Consider the following 18638-nt stretch of genomic DNA (forward strand, 5'->3'; position numbering starts at 1 on the left):
TGGCGGTATGTATGAGACGGGTGCGGGCGGTTCGGCGCCGAAGCATGTCAAGCAGCTGTTGGAGGAGAACCACCTGCGGTGGGACTCGTTGGGTGAGTTCCTGGCGCTGGCGGTGAGCCTCGAGGACCTGGGCCGCAAGTACGGCAACCAGCACGCCACGGCGCTGGCCACGGCGCTGGACGCGGCGACCGGTCGCCTGCTGGACGAGAACAAGGCGCCGTCGCGCGAGGCCGGTGAGCTGGACAACCGGGGCAGCCAGTTCTACCTCGCCCTGTACTGGGCACAGGAGCTGGCGAAGCAGACTGCGGATCCGGAGTTGGCGGCGCGGTTCGCGCCGGTCGCCGATCAGTTGTCCGCGAATGCGGACACCATCGTCGAGGAACTGCGGAAGGTGCAGGGCGAGCCGGTGGATATCGGTGGCTACTACTGGGCCGATCCGGTCGAGCGGGAGGCCGTGATGCGGCCGTCCGCCACGTTCAACGCGGTGGTGGAGTCGGTGGGCGCCTGACTCCGCGAACGCCGAGGCTCCCGCGCCCGGCCCGGGCCGGCGCTTCCCCAGTAGCTGCTGGGGAAGCTGCCGCCCGGGCCGGGCGTTATCCTCCTACGTGAGCATGAACCCTTCCGAGCGCGCCGTCGTCTACCTCGATCACGCCGCGGACACCCCCCTGGTGCCCGAGGCGATCGCGGCGATGGCGGCGGCCGCGGCGCGCCCGGGCAACGCCTCGTCGGTGCACGGTTCCGGCCGCCGCGCGCGCCGTCTGCTGGAGGAGGCGCGCGAGTCCATCGCCCGCGACCTCGGCGCCCGGCCGTCCGAGGTGATCCTCACCGGCGGAGGCACGGAGGCCGACAATCTGGCGGTGAAGGGGATCTTCTGGGCGCGGCGGGCCGCGGACCCGGCCCTCACCACCGTCATCACCTCGGCGATCGAGCACCATGCCGTGCTCGACACCGTCGACTGGCTCGAGGCTCACGAGGGCGCGCGCATCGTCCGGCTCCCCGTCGACGGTGTCGGGCGCGTCGCCCCCGCCGACCTGCGGGCCGCGCTGGACGCGGCCGCCGGCACCGTCGCCCTGGTCAGCATCATGTGGGCCAACAACGAGGTCGGCACCGTTTCGCCGATCGTGGAGCTGGCCGCCGAGTGCGCGGCCGTCGGCGTGCCGATGCACTCCGACGCCGTGCAGGCGGTGGGTCACGTCCCTGTCGACTTCGACGCCAGCGGGCTCGCCGCGCTGACCGTGGCGGCGCACAAGTTCGGTGGTCCGCAGGGGGTGGGCGCGCTGCTGCTCGGTCGCACCGTCCCGTGCGTCCCGCTCGCCCACGGCGGGGGTCACGAGCGTGACCTGCGGTCCGGCACCCCGAACGTAGCCGGGGCGCAGGGGATGGCGGCGGCGCTGTGCGTCGCCACCGAGCGGCTCGCCGTGGACGCAGCACGGCAGGCCGCACTGCGCGACCGCCTCATCGCCGGGGTCCGGGTCCTCGACGGTGCCGTGATCAACGGCGCGGCGGCCGTCGGCGCGCCGGCCCTGCCGAACATCGCGCACGTGTCGTTCGCCGGATGCGAGGGCGACTCGCTGCTGATGCTGCTGGACGCCAAGGGGATCGAGTGCGCCACCGGCTCCGCCTGTAGCGCCGGCGTAGCGCAGGCGAGCCACGTCATCGAGGCGATGGGTGCGGCGCCGGAGTCGGCCCGCGGGTCGTTGCGCTTCTCGTTCGGACCCGCCTCGACCGACGCCGACGTCGACGCCGTCCTCGCCGAGCTGGAGCAGGTCGTCGCCCGCGCCCGCGCCGCCGGCTTCGCGAGTCTCGGTCAGGTGCAGTGATGCGCGTCCTGGCCGCGATGAGCGGGGGAGTGGACTCGGCCGTCGCGGCGGCGCGCGCGGTGGAGGCCGGGCACGACGTCGTCGGCGTCCACCTCGCGCTGTCCGAGGCGCCCGGCACCCTGCGCACCGGCTCCCGGGGCTGCTGCTCGAAGGAGGACGCCGGCGACGCCCGCCGGGTCGCCGACGTGCTGGGCATCCCGTTCTACGTGTGGGACTTCGCGGCCCGCTTCCGCGAAGACGTGATCGACGACTTCGTCGACTCGTATGCGGCCGGCGAGACGCCCAACCCGTGCCTGCGCTGCAACGAGAAGATCAAGTTCTCCGCCCTCGCCGACCGTGCGTACGCATTGGGCTTCGACGCCGTCGCCACCGGCCACTACGCGCGGCTGGCCGACGGCGAGTTGCGCCGCGCCGTCGACGCGGACAAGGATCAGTCGTACGTGTTGGCGGTGCTCACCGCCGATCAGCTGTCTCGCGCCATGTTCCCCGTCGGCGACACCCCCAAGCCGGGGATCCGGGCGGAGGCGGCCGAGCGTGGTCTCGCGGTCGCCGACAAGCCCGACAGCCACGACATCTGCTTCATCCCGTCCGGCGACACGCAGGCATTCCTGGGCGCGCGGATCGGCGTGCGGCCCGGCACCGTCGTCGACGCCGAGACCGGCGAGCGGCTCGGCGAGCACTCGGGCGTGCACGGCTTCACCATCGGCCAGCGGAAGGGCCTCGGCCTGCCCGGGCCCCTGCGCGACGGCGCCCCGCGGTACGTGACGTCGATCGACGCCGAGACCGGCACCGTCGAGGTGGGGCGCGCGGAGCGGCTCGACGTCGCCCGTATCGTGGCCGACGGTGCCGTCTGGACCTCCGGGAGTGCACCCGCCGCGCCCGTCGCGGCGATGGTCCAGGTGCGGGCACACGGCGGGCTGGCCCCCGTGACGGCGCGCGCCGACGGCGACCGCATCGTCATGGACCTCGCGGAGCCCCTGCGGGGCGTCGCGCGGGGCCAGGCCGCGGTCCTGTACCTGCCGGACGCCGAACGCGGCGACCTGGTACTGGGCTCCGGCACCATCTGCGCCACCGAATCGGCCGTGCATGCCTGACGCGTCCCGGCTGTCGGGAGTGGCGACCGGCGTCGGCTCACACCCCGGCACCGACCCCCGCGCGGCGGCCGAGATCGTGGTGGGCGAGGTCGCACTGCCGTACGTCCCCGAGCTACCCGCGCGCGGCCTCGGCGCCGACATGATCGGGCACGCCGCGGGGCTCCTGGCGGATGTCCGGGTCGACGTGTCCACCACCGGATATCGCATCGGCGGCGCGAAAGGTGCTGTGGAGCGCACGATCTCGGACCTGCTTCGCCGTGATGTCGACGCCTTCGAGGAGGTCTACGAGCTGGCCGGGCTACGCGGGCGCGGGCGCGCGATCAAGATCGCGTCGGCCGGTCCGCTCACCCTGGCCGCGTCGCTGGAGCTGGTCAACGGCCACCGCGCGGCGCGCGACCGCGGCGCGCGGCGCGATATCGCCGAGTCCCTCGCGGAGGGGCTGCGCACGTACGCCGCGGACCTGGCGAGGTGGTGCGGGGCCACCGTCGTCGTGCAGCTGGACGAGCCGATGGCGAACATCGTGCTCACGGGTCGCATTCCCGCGCTCACCCGGCTCGACCCGATCCCGCCGCTCCCGCTGCCGGATGCGACGGACCTGCTCAACACCGTCCTCGACGGGCTCGGGGACCATCCGACGCTGTTGCACCTGTGCGGTCCGATCGACTGGGCGCTGGTCCGCGGCGCGCACGCCGACGGTGTCGGGGTCGACCCCTCCCGGCTCACCGAGCGTGACTACGACGGTGTCGGCGAGCTCGTCGAATCCGGTCGCGTGCTGGGCCTGGGGATCGTTCCACCCGTGCCCGGCGTGTCGAAGCCGGTGTTGGAGAAGGTGATCGAGCCCGCGGTCCGGCTGTTCGACGCCGTCGGGCTGCCCCGGGCCGCGCTTGCACGGACCTTCGTCTCGCCCGCATGCGGCCTGGCCGGCGCGCCCGAGGCGTACGTCCGTCCCGCGCTCGCGCTCGCGACCCGCGCCGCGGACACGATCGCCGCGGAGCCCGACGCGCTCTAGCGGCGTCCGGCGGTCCGCCGGGGTCGCGACGCCCTCTGATCGGCGACCGGAGCGATCAGGCTTCGTGCGACCAGGCGACGGGGAGAGCCGGGCGCCCCAGCACGCTGTTCAGGCCGGCCAGCAGGATGTCGAGGCCGCGGTCGAGCTCGGCGGCACCGTCGTACGACGCGAGCGCGGACGCCAGGCCGCGCAGCAGGGGGAATTCGGCGATCGGCAGGCGGTGCAGCCCCAGCCGCAGCACGGCGTCCGTCTCCTCGGGGCGCTCGACGACCTCCTGCAGTTCGTTGAGGACGTGGCCGAAGAGGAACCCGAAGAAGGCGCGGTAGATGTGCAGGGCCTCGATGTCCGTGAACCCCGCGGATACGAGCAGCGTGAGAACGGACTCCAGCGGCCGGAGCGTTCCCAGCGGGCGCATGCCGAGCGGGGTCGCGAGCGGTCGCGTGGCCAGCAGCGGCACGACATTGGGGTGTGCCAGCGCCAGCGCGCGGAAGTCGCCCGCCACCACGCGCAGCTGGGCGGCCCAGTCCTTCGCGGTGGTGTCGACCTGGAGGCGTTCGAGCACGGTCTCGGCGATCCCGTCGAGCAGTTCAGCCTTGTTCGGGATGTGCCGGTACAGCATGGTCGGATCGCGGTGCACGGCTTCACCGAGCCGTCGCATCGACAATGCGTCGACACCGTCTCGGTCCACGATCTCCAGCGCGGCGCGCAGGATGGTGGACCGATTGAGCTGGATGTCTCGGACGCGCCCGCCGAGCTCCGAGTCCCGCACCGCCGGGGTCGACCCCGTGCCGTCGTTCGATGCCATCGTCATCGCAGGTGGCCCTCTCTTCTCTGCATCAGCCTATCCCCACGTTGTAGGCCAACACTGTTGACACTTGGTGTTGACCGGCGTTGAATAAAAGGTGCAGCTCATCGTTCTACGGATTCTCGCACGACGATAGACGGCACGGGGCGCGTGCCGCAGCGACGTCCACGCCCGTAGCTCGCCCGCAACCGGGTGGCGAGCGCTGTATACACCAAGGAATGGAGATCGTCGAGATGGCGATCGGCACCAGATTCGCACATCGGCTCGAGGCCGCCAAGGGCTCCGTGAAGAAGGTCGTCGGCAGGGCGACGGGAAACACTCGTCTTCGGGTCGAGGGTCGAACCGACCAGGCAGTCGGAAACACCAAGTCGGCAGGAGACAGGATGAGATCGGCATTCAAACACTGAAATCATCACGGCCGTGCTCCCGCCGTCGGCAACAATCATCCACCGACATTCTCACCGATGTGAATCGCATCGGAACGGGGCGATCATGATCATCCTGGGAGTCATACTCCTCATCGTCGGATTCGTATTCAAGCTGTCCATCATCTGGGTCATCGGGATCGTGGTGCTGGTGATCGGTCTGGTACTCCTGGCGCTGGGCTCGTTCGGCCACGCTGTCGGCGGCCGGCGGCACTACTACTGACCATGGGAGAGCTACAGTTCGGCAGGCGTGACATGCGCTACGGGGGCGGCGCCGGCAGGGTCCTTCGATGGGTCACGCTGCTGGTGCTGGTCTGGCTGATCGTCGGTGCCGTCGCAGCCGGGCAGCGCGGATACTTCTCGCACACCGCACAGAACTGCGCCAGCAGTGCGACGGTCGCGGTGACCGTCGTCGCCGGCGTGCTCAATTATGTAGGCGCGAATCCCACGGTAGCCGGCTGCAATATCCCGCAGTCCAGCCGGTGATGCCACCTCTCGGTGGCAGGAATAGATACGGGAGATCCATCGATGCGCGGTGGGCGCGATTCGATCGTGTCCACTGCTGTCTGGTTATTCAGCAATAAGTGAGGGAGTCGAGATGGCTACCATGTCAATCGTCTATATCGTCATCGTCGCGGTGGTCGTGATACTGCTTCTGGTCGTGCTCGCGGTGATCGTGCAGCGCAGGCGCGCAGGGCAGCACAGGATCGAGGCGGCCGAGATCCGGCACACGGCCGGCGAGCATGCGCATGTCGCGGGGCAGCGTGAGGCGCTCGCCGACGAGACGGCCGCCCGGGCCCGTGCCGTCAAGGCGCAGGCCGATGTCAAAGCCGCGGAGGCGGCGGGCCTCGCGGAGCGCGCCGCGGCCCAGCGCGGCCAGGCCGTCGCCTCCCGCAAGGCGGTGAACACCGAGTTCGGACGCGCCGATTCGATCGACCCCGACGTCGATTCGTGAACTCCTCGACAACCCGCTCACCGGTGAGTAATTATGTAATCATGTAATCGCTCTCGAGCAGGAGGCAGACATGAGAGGTTCCCGAGCAGCGGGTTGGCAGCGCGGACCGGTACCGGATGCGAGCGACGCACCCCAATGGTTCGCCGGCCGGCTCCCCGCGGAGTGGTTCGACGGGCCGGCCGAGGTCACCGTCGACCGCGACGAGATCGTGGTGGTGGGCACGCTTCCCGGCACGGGCGAGTCGGCCGCCCAGGGTGAGGGCCACGCCGCGCGGTTCCGGGAGGAGACCCGGCCGCAGCGGATGCGGATCGCCGACGAGGCGCAGGCCCGGTACGAGCGGACGGTGTCGTGGGGCGTCGCCGTCGGCGACGATCGGATCCTGTTCACCCACCAGGCGGTCCCGGTGATGACCCGGCTGCGGCAGCCGGAGCGGCGGGTGCTCGACACCCTCGTCGACGCAGGCGTGGCGCGGTCGCGGGCGGATGCGCTCGCCTGGTGCGTGCGCCTGGTCGGTGAGCACACCGACGAGTGGCTCACCAAGCTGCGCGAGGCGATGACGACCGTCGACGACCTCCGCGCCGAGGGACCCGGCCTTTAGCGCGCCGACGAGCCGAGGCGGGTGTTTCGGACCCGACGGGGACGACCGCGCCGGCGGGAACGGCCCGGACGCTAGGCTTCCGTCGTTTGTTACGGCGGTGTTGCCGCGGCGAGAGGACGGTCCGTGACCCATGTAGGAGTGCCCGACGGCGCGGACACGGCCTGGCTGCTGGTCGCGGCCGCGCTGGTGTTGCTGATGACCCCGGCTCTAGCGCTGTTCTACGGCGGCATGGTGCGCTCGAAGAGCGTGCTCAACATGATGATGATGTGCCTCACGGCCATCCCCATCGTGTGGATCCTGTGGGTGGCCTTCGGGTACTCGCTCAGCTTCGGCCCCGACATAGCCGGGCTGTTCGGCAACCCCTTCCACTACGCCGGGCTGCGACACCTGTTCACCGCGCAGGGACCGCGGGTGCCTCTCGTGGGCACCGTTCCCGCGATGGTCTTCGTGTTCTTCCAGGCCGGCTTTGCCATGGTCACCGTCGCGCTCATCGCCGGCGCGGTCGCCGACCGCATGCGGTTCTCCACCTGGCTGCTGTTCGCCGGTCTGTGGTGCGTGCTGGTCTACTTCCCGATCGCCCACTGGGTGTTCAGCGCGCCTGGCCTCACCGCCACCCGCGGCGGCTGGATCGTGTCCCACCTGCGCGCGATCGACTTCGCCGGCGGCACCGCGGTCGAGATCAACTCGGGCGCGGCGGCTCTGGTGATGGCCCTGATCCTGGGGAAGCGGCGCGGCTGGCCGCGCGACCCGATGCGGCCGCACAACCTGCCGTTCGTCATGCTCGGCGCGGGCCTGCTGTGGTTCGGGTGGTTCGGGTTCAACGCGGGCTCCACGCTCAAGGCCGACGGCGCCGCCGCGCTCATCTCCGTCAACACGCTCGGCGCCGGCGCGGTGTCGATGGTGGCGTGGCTGACGATGGAGCGGCTGCGGCACGGGCACCCGACCTCGTTCGGTGCCGCATCCGGCGTCGTCGCCGGGTTGGTCGCGATCACCCCGTCGTGCTCGGCTGTCACGCCGATCGGCGCCATGATCATCGGTGCCGTCGCCGGCGTGGTCAGCTCGTACGCGATCGAGCTCAAGTACCGCTTCGGCTACGACGACTCACTGGACGTGGTGGGCGTGCACTTCGTGAGTGGCATCGTGGGGACGCTGATGATCGGCCTGCTGGCCAGCGCGTCCGCGCCTGCGGGCGTGCGCGGCCTGTTCTACGGCGGCGGCGTCGACCAATTGTGGCGGCAGGCCGTCGCCGTCCTCGCCGTGTTGGCCTACTCGATGGCCGTCACCGCGCTGATCGGCCTCGCGCTCAAGCTCACCATCGGCGTCCGCAGCGACGCGCAGGACGAGCTCGACGGCATCGACGACGCCGAGCACGCCGAGTCGGCGTACGACTTCCACACGGATCGCGGCGGCCGCCTCCCCTCCGGCACGGGAAGGTAGCCTAGAACGCCATAAACGTCGGGAGGCGGTGTGGCCGGAGAGAGCGGTTACCTGATCGTCGGCGACGGGAGTGTCGCCCGCCGGACGCTGGCCGCGCTCGCGGCGCGGTCGCGTCCGACGGTGCACCTGCCCGCGCCCGGCGACGACGAACTGCGCGCCGCGCTGGCCCACCGGCCGGCCGGGGTCGCCGTCCTGACCCACGACGACGTCACCTCGCTGCGCTACGCACTCGCCGCCGCGCACGTGACCGCCGACGTCCCGCTGGTCGTCATGATCTTCGACCGCACGATCTCCGAGCAGCTGACCGAGCTGCTGCCGCACTGCCATATCACCTCGCCGGCCGACCTGGCGGCTGCGGCGCTCGCCGGCCCGTGCCTCGCAGACGAGGTCGTGGCCGCCCACCTCCAGCCGGACGGAAGCGTCGACGAGGTGATCGCGTCCGGGGGAGGGCTCGCGCACCGGCGGGGCGCGCGCCACCGTCCCCCCCGACGGCAGATGCTGCTCAACAGCATCGCGGGCCTGGTCCGCACCCCCGACACCGGCACCCGCATGCTGCTGCTCGGGCTGTGGGGGCTGCTCGCGATCCTGGCCGTCGACTGGGCGACGCTCACGTTCGCGTTCCATCACGAACCCATTCGGGCGCTGCGCGAGGCGGTGGGCGTGATCGCCACCGTCGGCCTCGGCGACGAGGCGCCGCCGGGCCGCGCGTATGCGGTCTTCTCGTCCGTGGCGATGCTGCTCACCATCGTGCTCACCGCGCTGTTCACGGCCGGGGTCGTCGAACGCGTCCTGGGGCCCCGCCTCTCCGGCATCATCGGGCCTCGGGTGCTGCCGCGCCGCGGGCATGTCATCGTGGTCGGGCTGGGGCAGGTGGGGCTCCGGCTGTGCCGGGAGCTGATCGACCTCGGGGTGCCGGTGGTCGGCGTCGAACGGGATCCCGACGCGGCGAACCTCAGGTTGATCCGGGCCCTGCGGATCCCCGCCGTCATGGGCCACGGCGGCGACCGCACGCTGTTGACGCGGTTGGGAGCGGAGCACGCGCGAGCCATCGCGGCGGTGGGCTCCGACGATCTCGACAACATCGCCGTCGCGCTCGCGGTGCGCGCCGTGGCCCGGAACGCGCGGCTGGTCCTGCGGGCCGGCGAGCACGAGGGCATCGCGGACACCGCGTCGCTGCTGCGCATGGGTGCCCTGCGCGACCTGGCCGCGATCACCACCGCCTACGTGGTCGTGGTCCTGCTCGGCGGACGACCGGTGGGCGTGGTCAACACCGGTCCCGACACGTTCATCCGCACGCCCGACGGCCGGTTCCGGCACGTGGACGAGGTCTTCCGGTCCGACGGGCCCGCAATCGGGGCTGACTCCGGTTCTGGTCGACCGGCTGACTGAAACGAGAACATGTTCTAGCATCGGTGCTGTGCGGATAGGAATCGTGCATTTCACCAGCGACCGGGGGATCGATCCGGCTGCGCTCGCCCCGTTGGTCGAACGGTCGGGTCTGGCAGCGTATTTCCTGCCGGAGCACGGCCACATCCCGGTGCGCCGCGAGGCCGCGCACCCCGGTACCGGCGGCGCAGAGCTGCCCGATGATCGATACATGCGGACCCTGGATCCATGGGCGGCGCTGGGCGCGGCGGCCGCCGTCACTCGGCACATCGAGCTGGGTACGGCCGTCGCCCTGCCGGTGCAATCGGACCCGATCACCCTGGCCAAGGCGATCGCCACCGTCGACCACCTGTCCGGCGGGCGGCTCACGCTGGGTGTCGGGTTCGGCTGGAACACGGACGAACTCGGCGACCATGGGGTGCCGGCTGCGCGACGTCGCACGATGCTGCGCGAGTACCTCGGTGCGATGCGGGCGCTGTGGACGCAGGACGAGGCGTCGTTCGATGGCGAGTTCGTGCGGTTCGGGCCGAGCTGGGCCTGGCCGAAGCCGACGGGTGCGGTCCCCGTCCTCGTGGGCGCCGGTGGCACGGACAAGAACTTCCGGTGGATCGCCGCGCATGCCGACGGCTGGATCACCACGCCGCGGGACCGGGGGATCGCCGCTGCCGCGGCGCGCCTCCGCGAGATCTGGGCCGAGGCCGGGCGCGTGGGTCGGCCCCGCGTCGTCGCCCTCGACGCCGTGCCCGACGGTGCCCGTCTCGCCCGCTGGGACCACGGCGGCGTCGACCTGGTGCTGTACCCGGCCGTCGACGGATCCCACGACGCCGCAGCCGAATACCTGGCGAAGCTCGCGGCCGCGGTGGGTCCGTGGGTCGCTGGTGGGGGCGACTGAGAGCGACAGGATTTCGGCATCTCGACCCCGTCGGCTTCGTCGGCGGGTGGATCGATCGCGGGCCGGGGGCGGCGCGGCGCGCGGCGGGCCGCGGTAGGCCTCGTCGGCCACGGAGACGCTGCCGCTGACCGACGGTGCAGACACCTACCGGAAGTGTTGGTACCTACCGACGGTTCGGACGCTGACCGAGGAGCGTCTCCCCGGTCGGCCGTCTGACCGACCGTCTGCGCGTCGATACCCGATGAGCGTCAGCGTAGTTCGGCCGGTCGTTCGCCACCGTCGAGCCGGGCGAGGGCGCGCTTGGGGGCGAACTGCCGGAAGCTCTCGTCGAGCAGCTCGGCGACCTCTCTCCAATCCACCTCGGCGACGGTCAGATCCAGGCCCAGCCACCCGTAGGAACCCACGTAGGCGGGCACGAAGAATCGCGGGTCCTGCTGCAGCGCAGCCGTATCCGAATCGTCGGGCTTGAACAGCACGGACTGCTCGACGCGCCGCGCGGGCACGTCACCGGCGCGCTTGGTGCCGCCGCCGTACATACCGAAGACCTTGCCGCAGCGGAACGTCGGCCGGCCGTGTGCCGCCTTCTCCTCGGCATCGGGGAACGCAAGCGCGACCGTGCGCAGGCGGACGAGGAACGGGTCGTCGTCGCGGTACATGATGGGATGCGGCACGGTGCCTCCTCGTCTCCGGTCGACCCCAGAAACTGGACAAGGCCGGTGGTGTCTGTAACCACCCCGGCCTCTGGTTCAACAAGCGAATTACAGCCTCGCGTGAACTTGGTAACAAGGGTATCACGGGCACCATCCGCGCTCGAAATCGGGCCGCCTGCGCCGGGACCACCTGTCGGACCGCTCGGCTAATCTCGTGCGCATGGCGGAGCAGCAGGAGCAGGCGACCGACGACCAGCGCCGGGCGTGGGGCGAGCTCGCGGACGAGGTCCGCGGGCACCAGTTCCGGTACTACGTCCAGGACGCCCCGGTGATCACCGACGGCGAGTTCGACGCGCTGCTGCGACGCCTGCAGGGCATGGAGGAGGCCTTCCCCGAGCTGGCGGCGGCCGACTCGCCGACCAAGCTGGTGGGTGGCGGCTTCTCCACCGACTTCACCGCGGTCGACCACCTCGAGCGGATGATGTCGCTGGACAACGTCTTCGACGAGGGCGAGCTGCGCGACTGGGTCGCGCGCGTACAGAAGGACCTCGGCGACGCCGGCGGCGGCATCGAGTTCCTCACCGAGCTCAAGATCGACGGCGTGGCCCTCAACCTCGTCTACGAGGACGGCGTCCTGGTGCGCGGCGCCACGCGCGGCGACGGCCGTACGGGGGAGGACGTCACGCTCAACGCCAAGACCATCCGCGACGTGCCGCACTGCCTGGCACCGTCGGCGACGTACCCCGTCCCGCGGCTGCTCGAGGTGCGCGGCGAGGTGTTCTTCCGGCTCGCCGACTTCGAGGAGCTCAACGCCGGCCTGGTGGCCGAGGGGAAGCCGCCGTTCGCCAACCCGCGCAACTCCGCCGCGGGTTCGTTGCGGCAGAAGAACCCGCAGATCACGGCGCGGCGCAGGCTGGGCATGATCTGCCACGGTCTGGGCCGGATCGACGGGGACTGGTCGCCGTCGTCGCTGCACGAGGCGTACCTGGCGCTGGGCGAGTGGGGCCTGCCGGTCTCGCCCCACACCACCAAGGTCACCGGCGCCGACGCGATCGTCGAGCGCGTCTTCTACTGGGGCGAGCACCGGCACGACCCGGAGCACGAGATCGACGGCGTGGTGGTGAAGGTCGACCGGATCGCGGTGCAGCGGCGCCTCGGTGCCACCTCGCGGGCGCCGCGCTGGGCGATCGCCTACAAGTACCCGCCCGAGGAGGTCACCACCAGGTTGCTCGACATCCGGGTCAACGTCGGTCGCACCGGCCGGGTCACGCCGTACGCCTACATGGCGCCGGTCACCGTCGCCGGCTCCACGGTCGAGTTCGCGACTCTGCACAACGCCTCGGAGGTCGAGCGCAAGGGCGTGTTGATCGGTGACACCGTCACCATCCGCAAGGCGGGCGACGTGATTCCCGAGGTCCTCGGCCCCGTCGTGGAGCTGCGCGACGGCAGCGAGCGGGCGTTCGTGATGCCCACGCAGTGCCCCGAGTGCGGCACGACGCTGGCCCCGTCCAAGGAGGGCGACGCCGACATCCGGTGTCCCAACTCCGAGTCGTGCCCGGCGCAGCTGCGCGAGCGCCTATTCTACCTGGCCGGCCGGGCCGCGTTCGACATCGAGGGCCTGGGCTACGAGGCCGCCGCCGCGCTCACGGCATCCGACGTGCTGCACAACGAGGGCGACGTGTTCGCTCTGGGCCCCGACGAGTTGGCGCAGGTTCCCCTGTTCCGCAACGACGACGGTGCCCTGTCCGCGAACGCGCAGCGGCTGCTCGCGAATCTCGACACGGCCAAGCACAAGCAGCTCTGGCGGGTGTTGGTGGCCCTGTCGATCCGGCATGTGGGGCCCACCGCCGCGCGTGCGCTCGCGCGCGAGTTCGGCAGCCTCGACGCGATCGCCGCCGCCTCGGCGGAGGAACTGGCGCGAACCGACGGTGTCGGCGGGACGATCGCCGACGCCGTGATCGAGTGGTTCACCGTCGACTGGCACCGCGACATCGTCGAGAAGTGGCGCGCCGCAGGGGTATCGCTCGAGGACGAGCGTGACGAGACCATCGAGCGCACGCTCGAGGGCATGTCGATCGTGGTCACCGGTTCCCTGCAGGACTTCTCCCGCGACCAGGCCAAGGAGGCGATCCTGCTGCGCGGCGGCAAGGCGGCCGGAAGCGTCTCCAAGAAGACGGCGTTCGTGGTGATCGGCGACGCCCCCGGTTCCAAGGCCGACAAGGCCGAACAGTTGGGCGTGCAGATCCTCGACGAGGACGGCTTCGCGAAGCTGCTCGCCGAGGGGCCCGACGCCGTCCGCCCGCAGGCCGAGCCGGAGCCCGACGACGCCGAGCCGGAGCCCGACGTGGAGCCGGAGCCTTAGCTGAGCACGGTCGCGACGATCCCCGTGAGGTAGCCGAGGCGCGCGACCTCGGACGGCCGGAAGTCGGGTCCGCCCGGCCGGCCGACCAGCACGACCTTGCCGATCGCGCCCAGCGGCGCGCCGGCCAACGTCGTGTCCATGTCGCGCCACGGCGCGGGGATCCAGTCGGCGTCACCGTCGAGGGTCGTCGCGCCGGACAGAGGAAGGAAGTCGAGCGACGCGGGCGGCGTCTCGGGCAGCCCGGACGAGCCGAACAGCGGCCACGCCGACTCCGGCTTGTTGGCGAGCACCGCGCACCAGCTGACGCGCAGCACCCGCGGCACCTGGTCGGCCAGCATCTGGAGCTGGTCGTGACCGGCGGTCGCCACGTGATCGATCAGCTCCAGCTCCCGGTGCGTGTCGAGGATCCCGGCGTACGGGCGGATCGACTCCACACGGATACCGTCGAGCGCCTCCGCCGCCGTGATCAACATGTCGGGCAGCGACCGCTCGGCGAGATCCACGACGAGATCGTCCACCGCGTAGCCGTTCCCGCGTTCCACGACGTCCAGGGAGAGGATGTCCGCTCCCACCGAGCCCAGGGCCACGGCGAGTGCACCCAGGCTGCCGGGGCGATCCATCAGGCGGACGCGCAGAAGGTAGGACACGCGTCGTATTGTCGCACCGGCCCCGCCCCGGGGCCCGTTGGAGCAGCCCGGGTGTCCATTGACGCACATCACACGGCTCTCGAGCGGACCGACCGCCGCCCGGTGGGCCCGCCCGACCGTGAGCCCGACCGCACAGCTCGGACCCGAGTCGGCATCGCGCTCGCGCACCCGTCGTCACCGTGCGGCTGAAGCCCCGCCTCGACCGGCGGTGGCCTCGCACCCGCCGTCCCATAGACTTACCCGCATGTCTGCCATCTCCCGGGACGAGGTCGCCCACCTGGCGCGCCTGTCGCGTCTCGCCGTGACCGACGAGGAGCTCGACGCCTTTGCGGGCCAGCTCAACTCGATCCTCGAGCACGTCAAGGTGGTGACCGAGGTGGGCGACGTCGACGTCGAGCCGCTCACGCTGCCGGTCGGCAACGTCGACGTCGATCGTGCGGACGTGCCCGTCCCGGGTCTCACACCGGCGCAGGCGCTGTCCGGTGCGCCCGCGGTCGAGGGCGATCGGTTCGCCGTGCCGCGGATCCTGGGGGAGGAGTGACCGTGACCGATTCGACGACCGCCCTGCGCTCGCCCGGTGAGCTCACCGGGCTGACCGCCGCCGACCTGGCCGCGAAGATCGCCTCCCGCGAGGTCTCCTCCGAGGAGGTCACCCGCGCGCACCTCGACCGCATCGCCGAGGTCGACGGTGACATCGCCGCCTACTTGCACGTCTCCACGGACGCCGCGCTGGCGGCCGCCCGCGCCGTCGACGCGGGGCTCGCCGCGGGTGACCAGCCCGCGTCACCGCTCGCCGGCGTACCGCTCGCGCTCAAGGACGTGTTCGCCACCGTCGACGCCCCCACCACGTGCGGGTCGAAGATCCTCGAGGGCTGGACCCCGCCGTTCGATGCGACGGTCACGGCCCGGCTACGCGCTGCGGGCATCCCGATCCTGGGCAAGACCAACATGGACGAGTTCGCGATGGGCAGCTCCACCGAGAACTCTGCGTACGGACCCACGCGCAACCCGTGGGACACCGCGCGTACGCCGGGCGGCTCGGGCGGCGGCTCGGCGGCCGCGCTCGCGTCGTTCACTGCACCGCTCGCGATCGGCACCGACACCGGCGGCTCGATCCGGCAGCCTGCGTCGCTGACCGCCACCGTCGGCGTCCGGCCGACGTATGGCGCCGTGAGCCGCTACGGCCTGGTCGCCTGCGCCTCATCGCTGGACCAGTGCGGTCCGTGTGCGCGCACCGTCGAGGACACCGCGCTGCTGCACTCGGTGATCGCCGGTCACGACCCCCGCGACTCGACGTCGCTGGACGCGCCCGGCCCCGACGTGGTCGCTGCGGCCCGCGCGGGCGCGGCGGGCGACCTGACCGGCGTCCGCGTCGGCCTGGTCAAGGAGTTCGTCGAGGGCCAGGGCGTCGCGAGCGGCGTGCAGGCGTCGTTCGAGGCGGCCGTCGCACAGCTGAAGGAGCTCGGCGCTGAAGTGGTCGAGGTGAGCCTGCCGACCATCTCGTACTCGCTGGCCGCGTACTACCTGATCCTCCCGTCGGAGGTGTCGTCCAACCTCGCGCGGTTCGACGCCATGCGGTACGGCCTGCGGGTCGGCGACGACGGCACGCACTCCGCCGAGGAGGTCATGGCGCTCACCCGTGAGGCCGGCTTCGGCGCGGAGGTCAAGCGCCGCATCATGATCGGCACGTATGCCCTGAGCTCCGGCTACTACGACGCGTATTACGGCAGCGCGCAGAAGGTACGGACGCTGCTGGCGCGGGACTTCGCCGCGGCCTACGAGAAGGTCGACGTGATCGTCTCGCCCACCACGCCCACCACGGCGTTCGCGCTGGGCGAGAAGGTCGACGACCCGCTCGCCATGTACCTGTTCGACCTGTTCACGCTGCCCACCAACCTGGCCGGGCACTGTGGCATGTCGGTGCCGTCGGGCCTGTCGGCCGACGACGGCCTGCCCGTCGGGTTGCAGATCCTCGCCCCCGCGCAGGCCGACGACCGCCTGTACCGGGTCGGCGCGGCATACGAGGCGGCGCGGGGCCCGATCGCGTAACGGCGCTACCCGCGGTTCCCGACCGGACACCGCTATCCCCACCGGAAGTCGCTGTCCCAAGCCGGGATCGGGCGTGCGGTGGGGAGCGGGATGCAGAGTGGGGGCCGACCGTCCCTAGGCCCATAGGGAGGTCTGCCCCTACGGCGCAGGCTGCAGGTGCGTGGTGATGCCGATCATGTTCCAGGTGTTGATAGTGCCGACGGCGACGATCAGGTCGGACCGCTTCTGCGCACCGAGCAGGCGGCCGGCATCCTCCCACGCCGAGTCCGGGACCTCGCCGATGCCGCCGGTGAGCCGCTCGGCGAATTCCAGTGCGACGCGCTGGGTCTCGTCGAAGAACGGGCTCTCGCGCCAGGCTGCGACCCCGTGGACCGTGCGCGTGGGAACACCGCGGCGCTCGAGATCCGTCGCGTGCTTGTCGACGCAGAACGCGCACCCGTTGATCTGCGACGCGCGCAGCTTGACGAGGTCGTAGAGCACGGCGCCAAGGGAGTCCCTCAGGTGCGTGTCGAGCACGATCAGGGCGCGATAGGTCTCGGGCGCGGCGGTTGCAGCGGTGGTACGTGACATGGTGTCTCTCCTTCGTTATTCGGATATAAAGTGTCCTGTTTTATGGCCCGGAGGCGCTCGGTGCCAGGCATCAAGCCCGGCGGAACCGCCGCCGGACGTCGTCGGCGATGCTCTTCGGGGTGGCGGCGGCCAGGTCGGCGATCGAGGTCGCTGCCAGCTCGCGGCGCCACGCGAGCTCGGCGGAGCGCATCGCGTGGGCGATGCCGCACGGCGCGGTGAAGTCCCTCGCCGGCTGGCCCGGTTCACTCGGCCCGCGCTGCCGGATCTCGGTGCACGCGAACGCATCCCCCGGGCCCTCGATAGCGGCGACCACGTCCATCAGGGTCACGACGGCGGCGGGCCGTGCGAGGCGGATCCCGCCGTGGCGGCCGGGTAGTGACTCGGTGATCCCGATGCGGGCGAGCGCCTGCAGCTGCTTGCTCAGGTAGGCGGGCGGCAGGTCGTACGCTTCCGCGAGCTGCGCCACCGGCACGGGGGTGATGTCGCCCTCCTCCAGCCAGTGCAGCAGCACGCAGACGTGGGCCGCCCACTCGACCCCCTCGCCCATCCGCATGCCGCCTCCTCGGTAACCTGGACATAAGATATCCCGGTTTTCGGGCCGGTGGCAACCCCGCGACGGGCGCGGCCCGGGCGTTCCGATGCCGGCTCAGCGCCGCGGACTCGATATCACCCGAAAGTATGACGACGTCGTGCGGGGGCTCGGCCTACGGTCATCCCTATGAGACCTACGGTCGTCCCCATCGGCAGCGTCGGGTCCGCTCTGTGAGGCGCATCAGAGTGGCCCGGGGTGGACGAGGCGTGAGCGACTACCTCGCGTCGCGGGCGGCGGGACCCGACAGCGCGCTGCACGAGACGCCCCTCGGCGCTTATCTCACACGGAAGGCCAACTGGCCGTTCCTCGTTGCCGCGCTCATCATGTGGTCGGTGGCGTGGCCGGTGCTGCACCTCGCGCTCCACGTTTCTCCGGCGCTGCAGCCGATCGTGAGCGGCCTCGCCGTGCTGCCGGTGGCGCTGGTCTGGTGCGAGCCGCGCCTGGCCTGGGGCATCACCGCCGGTACCGCAGCCGTGGTGCCGCTCGTCTTCGCGCCCGTGGCGGGCTGGCTGTGGCACTGGGAGGTGCCGCATATCATCGCGCTTCTGGTGACCACTGTCTTCGTGTACCTGCGCCGGCCGCTCGCCGAGGCGCTGGGAGCGTGGGGCATCACCTGTGTGCTGTTCTACTGGTGCGCCGAGCGGGGCACGGGCGGCGGCTGGATCGCGGGCCTGTCGGCTGCGCTCGTCGTGTGCCTGCTGCTCCGCGCCGCCGTCACATCGCGCAGCCGGCTCGCCGAGCAGACCGAGGTGAGCGAGCTCGAGCGGGCCCGCCGGGCGGTGCTCGAGGAGCGCACGCGCATCGCCCGCGACCTGCACGACATCGTCGCCCACCGGATGTCGCTGGTCGTGGTGCAGGCACAGACCGCCCGCTATCGGGTGCCCGGCGTCGACGGCCCGGTGCTCGCCGAGTTCGACGGGATCGCGGCTACGGCGCGCGAGGCCCTCGGCGAGGTTCGGACCCTGCTGGGGGTGTTGCGCCTCGACGGGCAGGAGGCGGAGCACGCGCCCGCACCCGGTCTCGAGGCCATCGACGACATGATCGCGGGCACGCGTGCCGCGGGCATCGCCGTCGACTACCTGCCGGTGCCCGGTGGCGCGGAGGTGGCCGACACGACGGCGCTTGCCGCGTATCGGATCGTGCAGGAGTCCATCGCCAATGCGACGCGGCACGCGCAGGGGGCGGCCGTCACCGTCGCCCTCACCGCCGACGGTTCCGCGCTGACCGTGCGCATAGAGAACGGCGCGGCCACCTCCACCGCCGACCTCGGCGGGCCCGGGCTCGGGCAGGGGATCCCGGGCATGCTCGAGCGGGCGCACGCCGCGGGCGGGTCGCTCGCCGCCGCAC

At 71.6% G+C, this 18638-nt stretch carries 21 protein-coding genes; 16 read left to right on the forward strand and 5 right to left on the reverse strand.

Features of this window, described 5'->3' with window-relative positions:
- The 4 genes from ABD908_RS21830 to ABD908_RS21845 all read left to right on the forward strand — a co-directional run.
- The coding region (locus tag ABD908_RS21830; protein WP_344999967.1) for an NADP-dependent isocitrate dehydrogenase at window positions 1-508 on the forward strand (508 nt) is incomplete at its 5' end.
- A 103-nt stretch (window positions 509-611) separates the two neighbouring features.
- On the forward strand, window positions 612-1820 hold the full coding sequence (locus ABD908_RS21835) for a cysteine desulfurase family protein (protein WP_344999969.1): 1209 nt from the start codon (window positions 612-614) through the stop codon (window positions 1818-1820).
- On the forward strand, window positions 1820-2914 hold the full coding sequence (gene mnmA, locus ABD908_RS21840) for a tRNA 2-thiouridine(34) synthase MnmA (RefSeq protein ID WP_344999971.1): 1095 nt from the start codon (window positions 1820-1822) through the stop codon (window positions 2912-2914). Before ABD908_RS21835 ends, mnmA begins: the two co-directional genes overlap by 1 nt.
- On the forward strand, window positions 2907-3923 hold the full coding sequence (locus tag ABD908_RS21845) for a uroporphyrinogen decarboxylase/cobalamine-independent methonine synthase family protein (RefSeq protein WP_344999974.1): 1017 nt from the start codon (window positions 2907-2909) through the stop codon (window positions 3921-3923). The genes mnmA and ABD908_RS21845 overlap by 8 nt, the downstream gene beginning before the upstream one ends.
- A 55-nt stretch (window positions 3924-3978) precedes the next feature.
- Here the strand turns inward: ABD908_RS21845 and ABD908_RS21850 are convergent, their stop codons facing one another.
- On the reverse strand, window positions 3979-4734 hold the full coding sequence (locus tag ABD908_RS21850) for a TetR/AcrR family transcriptional regulator C-terminal domain-containing protein (protein WP_385924125.1): 756 nt from the start codon (window positions 4732-4734) through the stop codon (window positions 3979-3981).
- Window positions 4735-4961: 227 nt separating this feature from the next.
- Here ABD908_RS21850 and ABD908_RS21855 point away from each other — a divergent pair, with 227 nt between their 5' ends.
- From ABD908_RS21855 to ABD908_RS21890, 8 genes are all read left to right on the forward strand, one after another.
- Window positions 4962-5135 carry a CsbD family protein gene (locus ABD908_RS21855; protein ID WP_345000005.1) on the forward strand — a complete coding sequence of 58 codons (174 nt, stop codon included), beginning with the start codon at window positions 4962-4964 and terminating at the stop codon, window positions 5133-5135.
- An 85-nt stretch (window positions 5136-5220) separates the two neighbouring features.
- On the forward strand, window positions 5221-5376 hold the full coding sequence (locus tag ABD908_RS21860) for a DUF6131 family protein (RefSeq protein ID WP_344999978.1): 156 nt from the start codon (window positions 5221-5223) through the stop codon (window positions 5374-5376).
- Between the two features lie 32 nt (window positions 5377-5408).
- Window positions 5409-5639, forward strand: coding sequence for a hypothetical protein (locus tag ABD908_RS21865; protein WP_345000007.1), 231 nt, complete (start codon window positions 5409-5411; stop codon window positions 5637-5639).
- A gap of 112 nt (window positions 5640-5751) precedes the next feature.
- A complete protein-coding gene (locus ABD908_RS21870; RefSeq protein WP_344999980.1) occupies window positions 5752-6108 on the forward strand; it encodes a hypothetical protein in 357 nt (118 codons plus the stop codon).
- 70 nt (window positions 6109-6178) lie between these two features.
- A complete protein-coding gene (locus ABD908_RS21875; protein ID WP_344999982.1) occupies window positions 6179-6706 on the forward strand; it encodes a hypothetical protein in 528 nt (175 codons plus the stop codon).
- A gap of 123 nt (window positions 6707-6829) precedes the next feature.
- Entirely contained in the window at window positions 6830-8143 is a 1314-nt protein-coding gene (locus ABD908_RS21880) for an ammonium transporter (RefSeq protein ID WP_344999984.1), read from the forward strand.
- Between the two features lie 30 nt (window positions 8144-8173).
- Entirely contained in the window at window positions 8174-9532 is a 1359-nt protein-coding gene (locus ABD908_RS21885) for an NAD-binding protein (RefSeq protein WP_344999986.1), read from the forward strand.
- Between the two features lie 28 nt (window positions 9533-9560).
- Window positions 9561-10421 carry a TIGR03619 family F420-dependent LLM class oxidoreductase gene (locus ABD908_RS21890; RefSeq protein WP_344999988.1) on the forward strand — a complete coding sequence of 287 codons (861 nt, stop codon included), beginning with the start codon at window positions 9561-9563 and terminating at the stop codon, window positions 10419-10421.
- A 248-nt stretch (window positions 10422-10669) separates the two neighbouring features.
- Here the strand turns inward: ABD908_RS21890 and ABD908_RS21895 are convergent, their stop codons facing one another.
- Window positions 10670-11092 carry an MmcQ/YjbR family DNA-binding protein gene (locus ABD908_RS21895; RefSeq protein ID WP_344999990.1) on the reverse strand — a complete coding sequence of 141 codons (423 nt, stop codon included), beginning with the start codon at window positions 11090-11092 and terminating at the stop codon, window positions 10670-10672.
- A gap of 199 nt (window positions 11093-11291) precedes the next feature.
- Here ABD908_RS21895 and ligA point away from each other — a divergent pair, with 199 nt between their 5' ends.
- A complete protein-coding gene (ligA, locus tag ABD908_RS21900; protein ID WP_344999992.1) occupies window positions 11292-13433 on the forward strand; it encodes an NAD-dependent DNA ligase LigA in 2142 nt (713 codons plus the stop codon).
- Here ligA and ABD908_RS21905 read toward each other — a convergent pair.
- Complete coding sequence (locus ABD908_RS21905) at window positions 13430-14080, reverse strand: ACT domain-containing protein (protein ID WP_344999994.1); 651 nt, start codon at window positions 14078-14080, stop codon at window positions 13430-13432. The two genes, ligA and ABD908_RS21905, sit on opposite strands and share 4 nt — an antisense overlap.
- A 244-nt stretch (window positions 14081-14324) precedes the next feature.
- Between ABD908_RS21905 and gatC the strand changes: the two genes are divergently transcribed.
- Together gatC and gatA are read left to right on the forward strand one after the other, a co-directional pair.
- The gene (gene gatC, locus ABD908_RS21910; protein ID WP_344999996.1) at window positions 14325-14621 is read left to right on the forward strand and encodes an Asp-tRNA(Asn)/Glu-tRNA(Gln) amidotransferase subunit GatC; all 297 of its coding nucleotides are present in this window, start codon (window positions 14325-14327) and stop codon (window positions 14619-14621) included.
- A gap of 2 nt (window positions 14622-14623) precedes the next feature.
- Window positions 14624-16129, forward strand: a complete 1506-nt coding sequence (gatA, locus tag ABD908_RS21915; protein ID WP_344999997.1) for an Asp-tRNA(Asn)/Glu-tRNA(Gln) amidotransferase subunit GatA — start codon at window positions 14624-14626, stop codon at window positions 16127-16129.
- Between the two features lie 138 nt (window positions 16130-16267).
- Here gatA and ABD908_RS21920 read toward each other — a convergent pair whose 3' ends face one another.
- Both ABD908_RS21920 and ABD908_RS21925 read right to left on the reverse strand, forming a co-directional pair.
- A complete protein-coding gene (locus ABD908_RS21920; RefSeq protein WP_344999999.1) occupies window positions 16268-16699 on the reverse strand; it encodes a carboxymuconolactone decarboxylase family protein in 432 nt (143 codons plus the stop codon).
- Between the two features lie 70 nt (window positions 16700-16769).
- The gene (locus ABD908_RS21925) at window positions 16770-17252 is read right to left on the reverse strand and encodes an RrF2 family transcriptional regulator (RefSeq protein WP_345000001.1); all 483 of its coding nucleotides are present in this window, start codon (window positions 17250-17252) and stop codon (window positions 16770-16772) included.
- Between the two features lie 245 nt (window positions 17253-17497).
- On the opposite strand from ABD908_RS21925, the gene ABD908_RS21930 reads away from it, so the two are divergent.
- Window positions 17498-18638, forward strand: a 1141-nt coding sequence (locus ABD908_RS21930; RefSeq protein WP_345000003.1) for a sensor histidine kinase, incomplete at its 3' end; no start/stop codon positions are given.

Origin of the sequence: Tsukamurella soli (assembly GCF_039541155.1) — a bacterium.
GTDB lineage: Bacteria > Actinomycetota > Actinomycetes > Mycobacteriales > Mycobacteriaceae > Tsukamurella > Tsukamurella soli.

Excerpts from the sequence above, each read along its gene's own strand:
- ABD908_RS21870 (WP_344999980.1), top strand. The coding sequence starts at position 5,752 with ATGGCTACCATGTCAATCGTCTATATCGTCATCGTCGCGGTGGTCGTG.
- ABD908_RS21875 (WP_344999982.1), top strand. The coding sequence starts at position 6,179 with ATGAGAGGTTCCCGAGCAGCGGGTTGGCAGCGCGGACCGGTACCGGAT.
- ABD908_RS21920 (WP_344999999.1), bottom strand. The coding sequence starts at position 16,699 with ATGTCACGTACCACCGCTGCAACCGCCGCGCCCGAGACCTATCGCGCC.
- ligA (WP_344999992.1), top strand. The coding sequence starts at position 11,292 with ATGGCGGAGCAGCAGGAGCAGGCGACCGACGACCAGCGCCGGGCGTGG.
- ABD908_RS21855 (WP_345000005.1), top strand. The coding sequence starts at position 4,962 with ATGGCGATCGGCACCAGATTCGCACATCGGCTCGAGGCCGCCAAGGGC.
- ABD908_RS21865 (WP_345000007.1), top strand. The coding sequence starts at position 5,409 with ATGCGCTACGGGGGCGGCGCCGGCAGGGTCCTTCGATGGGTCACGCTG.
- ABD908_RS21925 (WP_345000001.1), bottom strand. The coding sequence starts at position 17,252 with ATGCGGATGGGCGAGGGGGTCGAGTGGGCGGCCCACGTCTGCGTGCTG.
- ABD908_RS21845 (WP_344999974.1), top strand. The coding sequence starts at position 2,907 with ATGCCTGACGCGTCCCGGCTGTCGGGAGTGGCGACCGGCGTCGGCTCA.
- gatC (WP_344999996.1), top strand. The coding sequence starts at position 14,325 with ATGTCTGCCATCTCCCGGGACGAGGTCGCCCACCTGGCGCGCCTGTCG.
- ABD908_RS21850 (WP_385924125.1), bottom strand. The coding sequence starts at position 4,734 with ATGACGATGGCATCGAACGACGGCACGGGGTCGACCCCGGCGGTGCGG.
- ABD908_RS21835 (WP_344999969.1), top strand. The coding sequence starts at position 612 with ATGAACCCTTCCGAGCGCGCCGTCGTCTACCTCGATCACGCCGCGGAC.
- mnmA (WP_344999971.1), top strand. The coding sequence starts at position 1,820 with ATGCGCGTCCTGGCCGCGATGAGCGGGGGAGTGGACTCGGCCGTCGCG.
- ABD908_RS21860 (WP_344999978.1), top strand. The coding sequence starts at position 5,221 with ATGATCATCCTGGGAGTCATACTCCTCATCGTCGGATTCGTATTCAAG.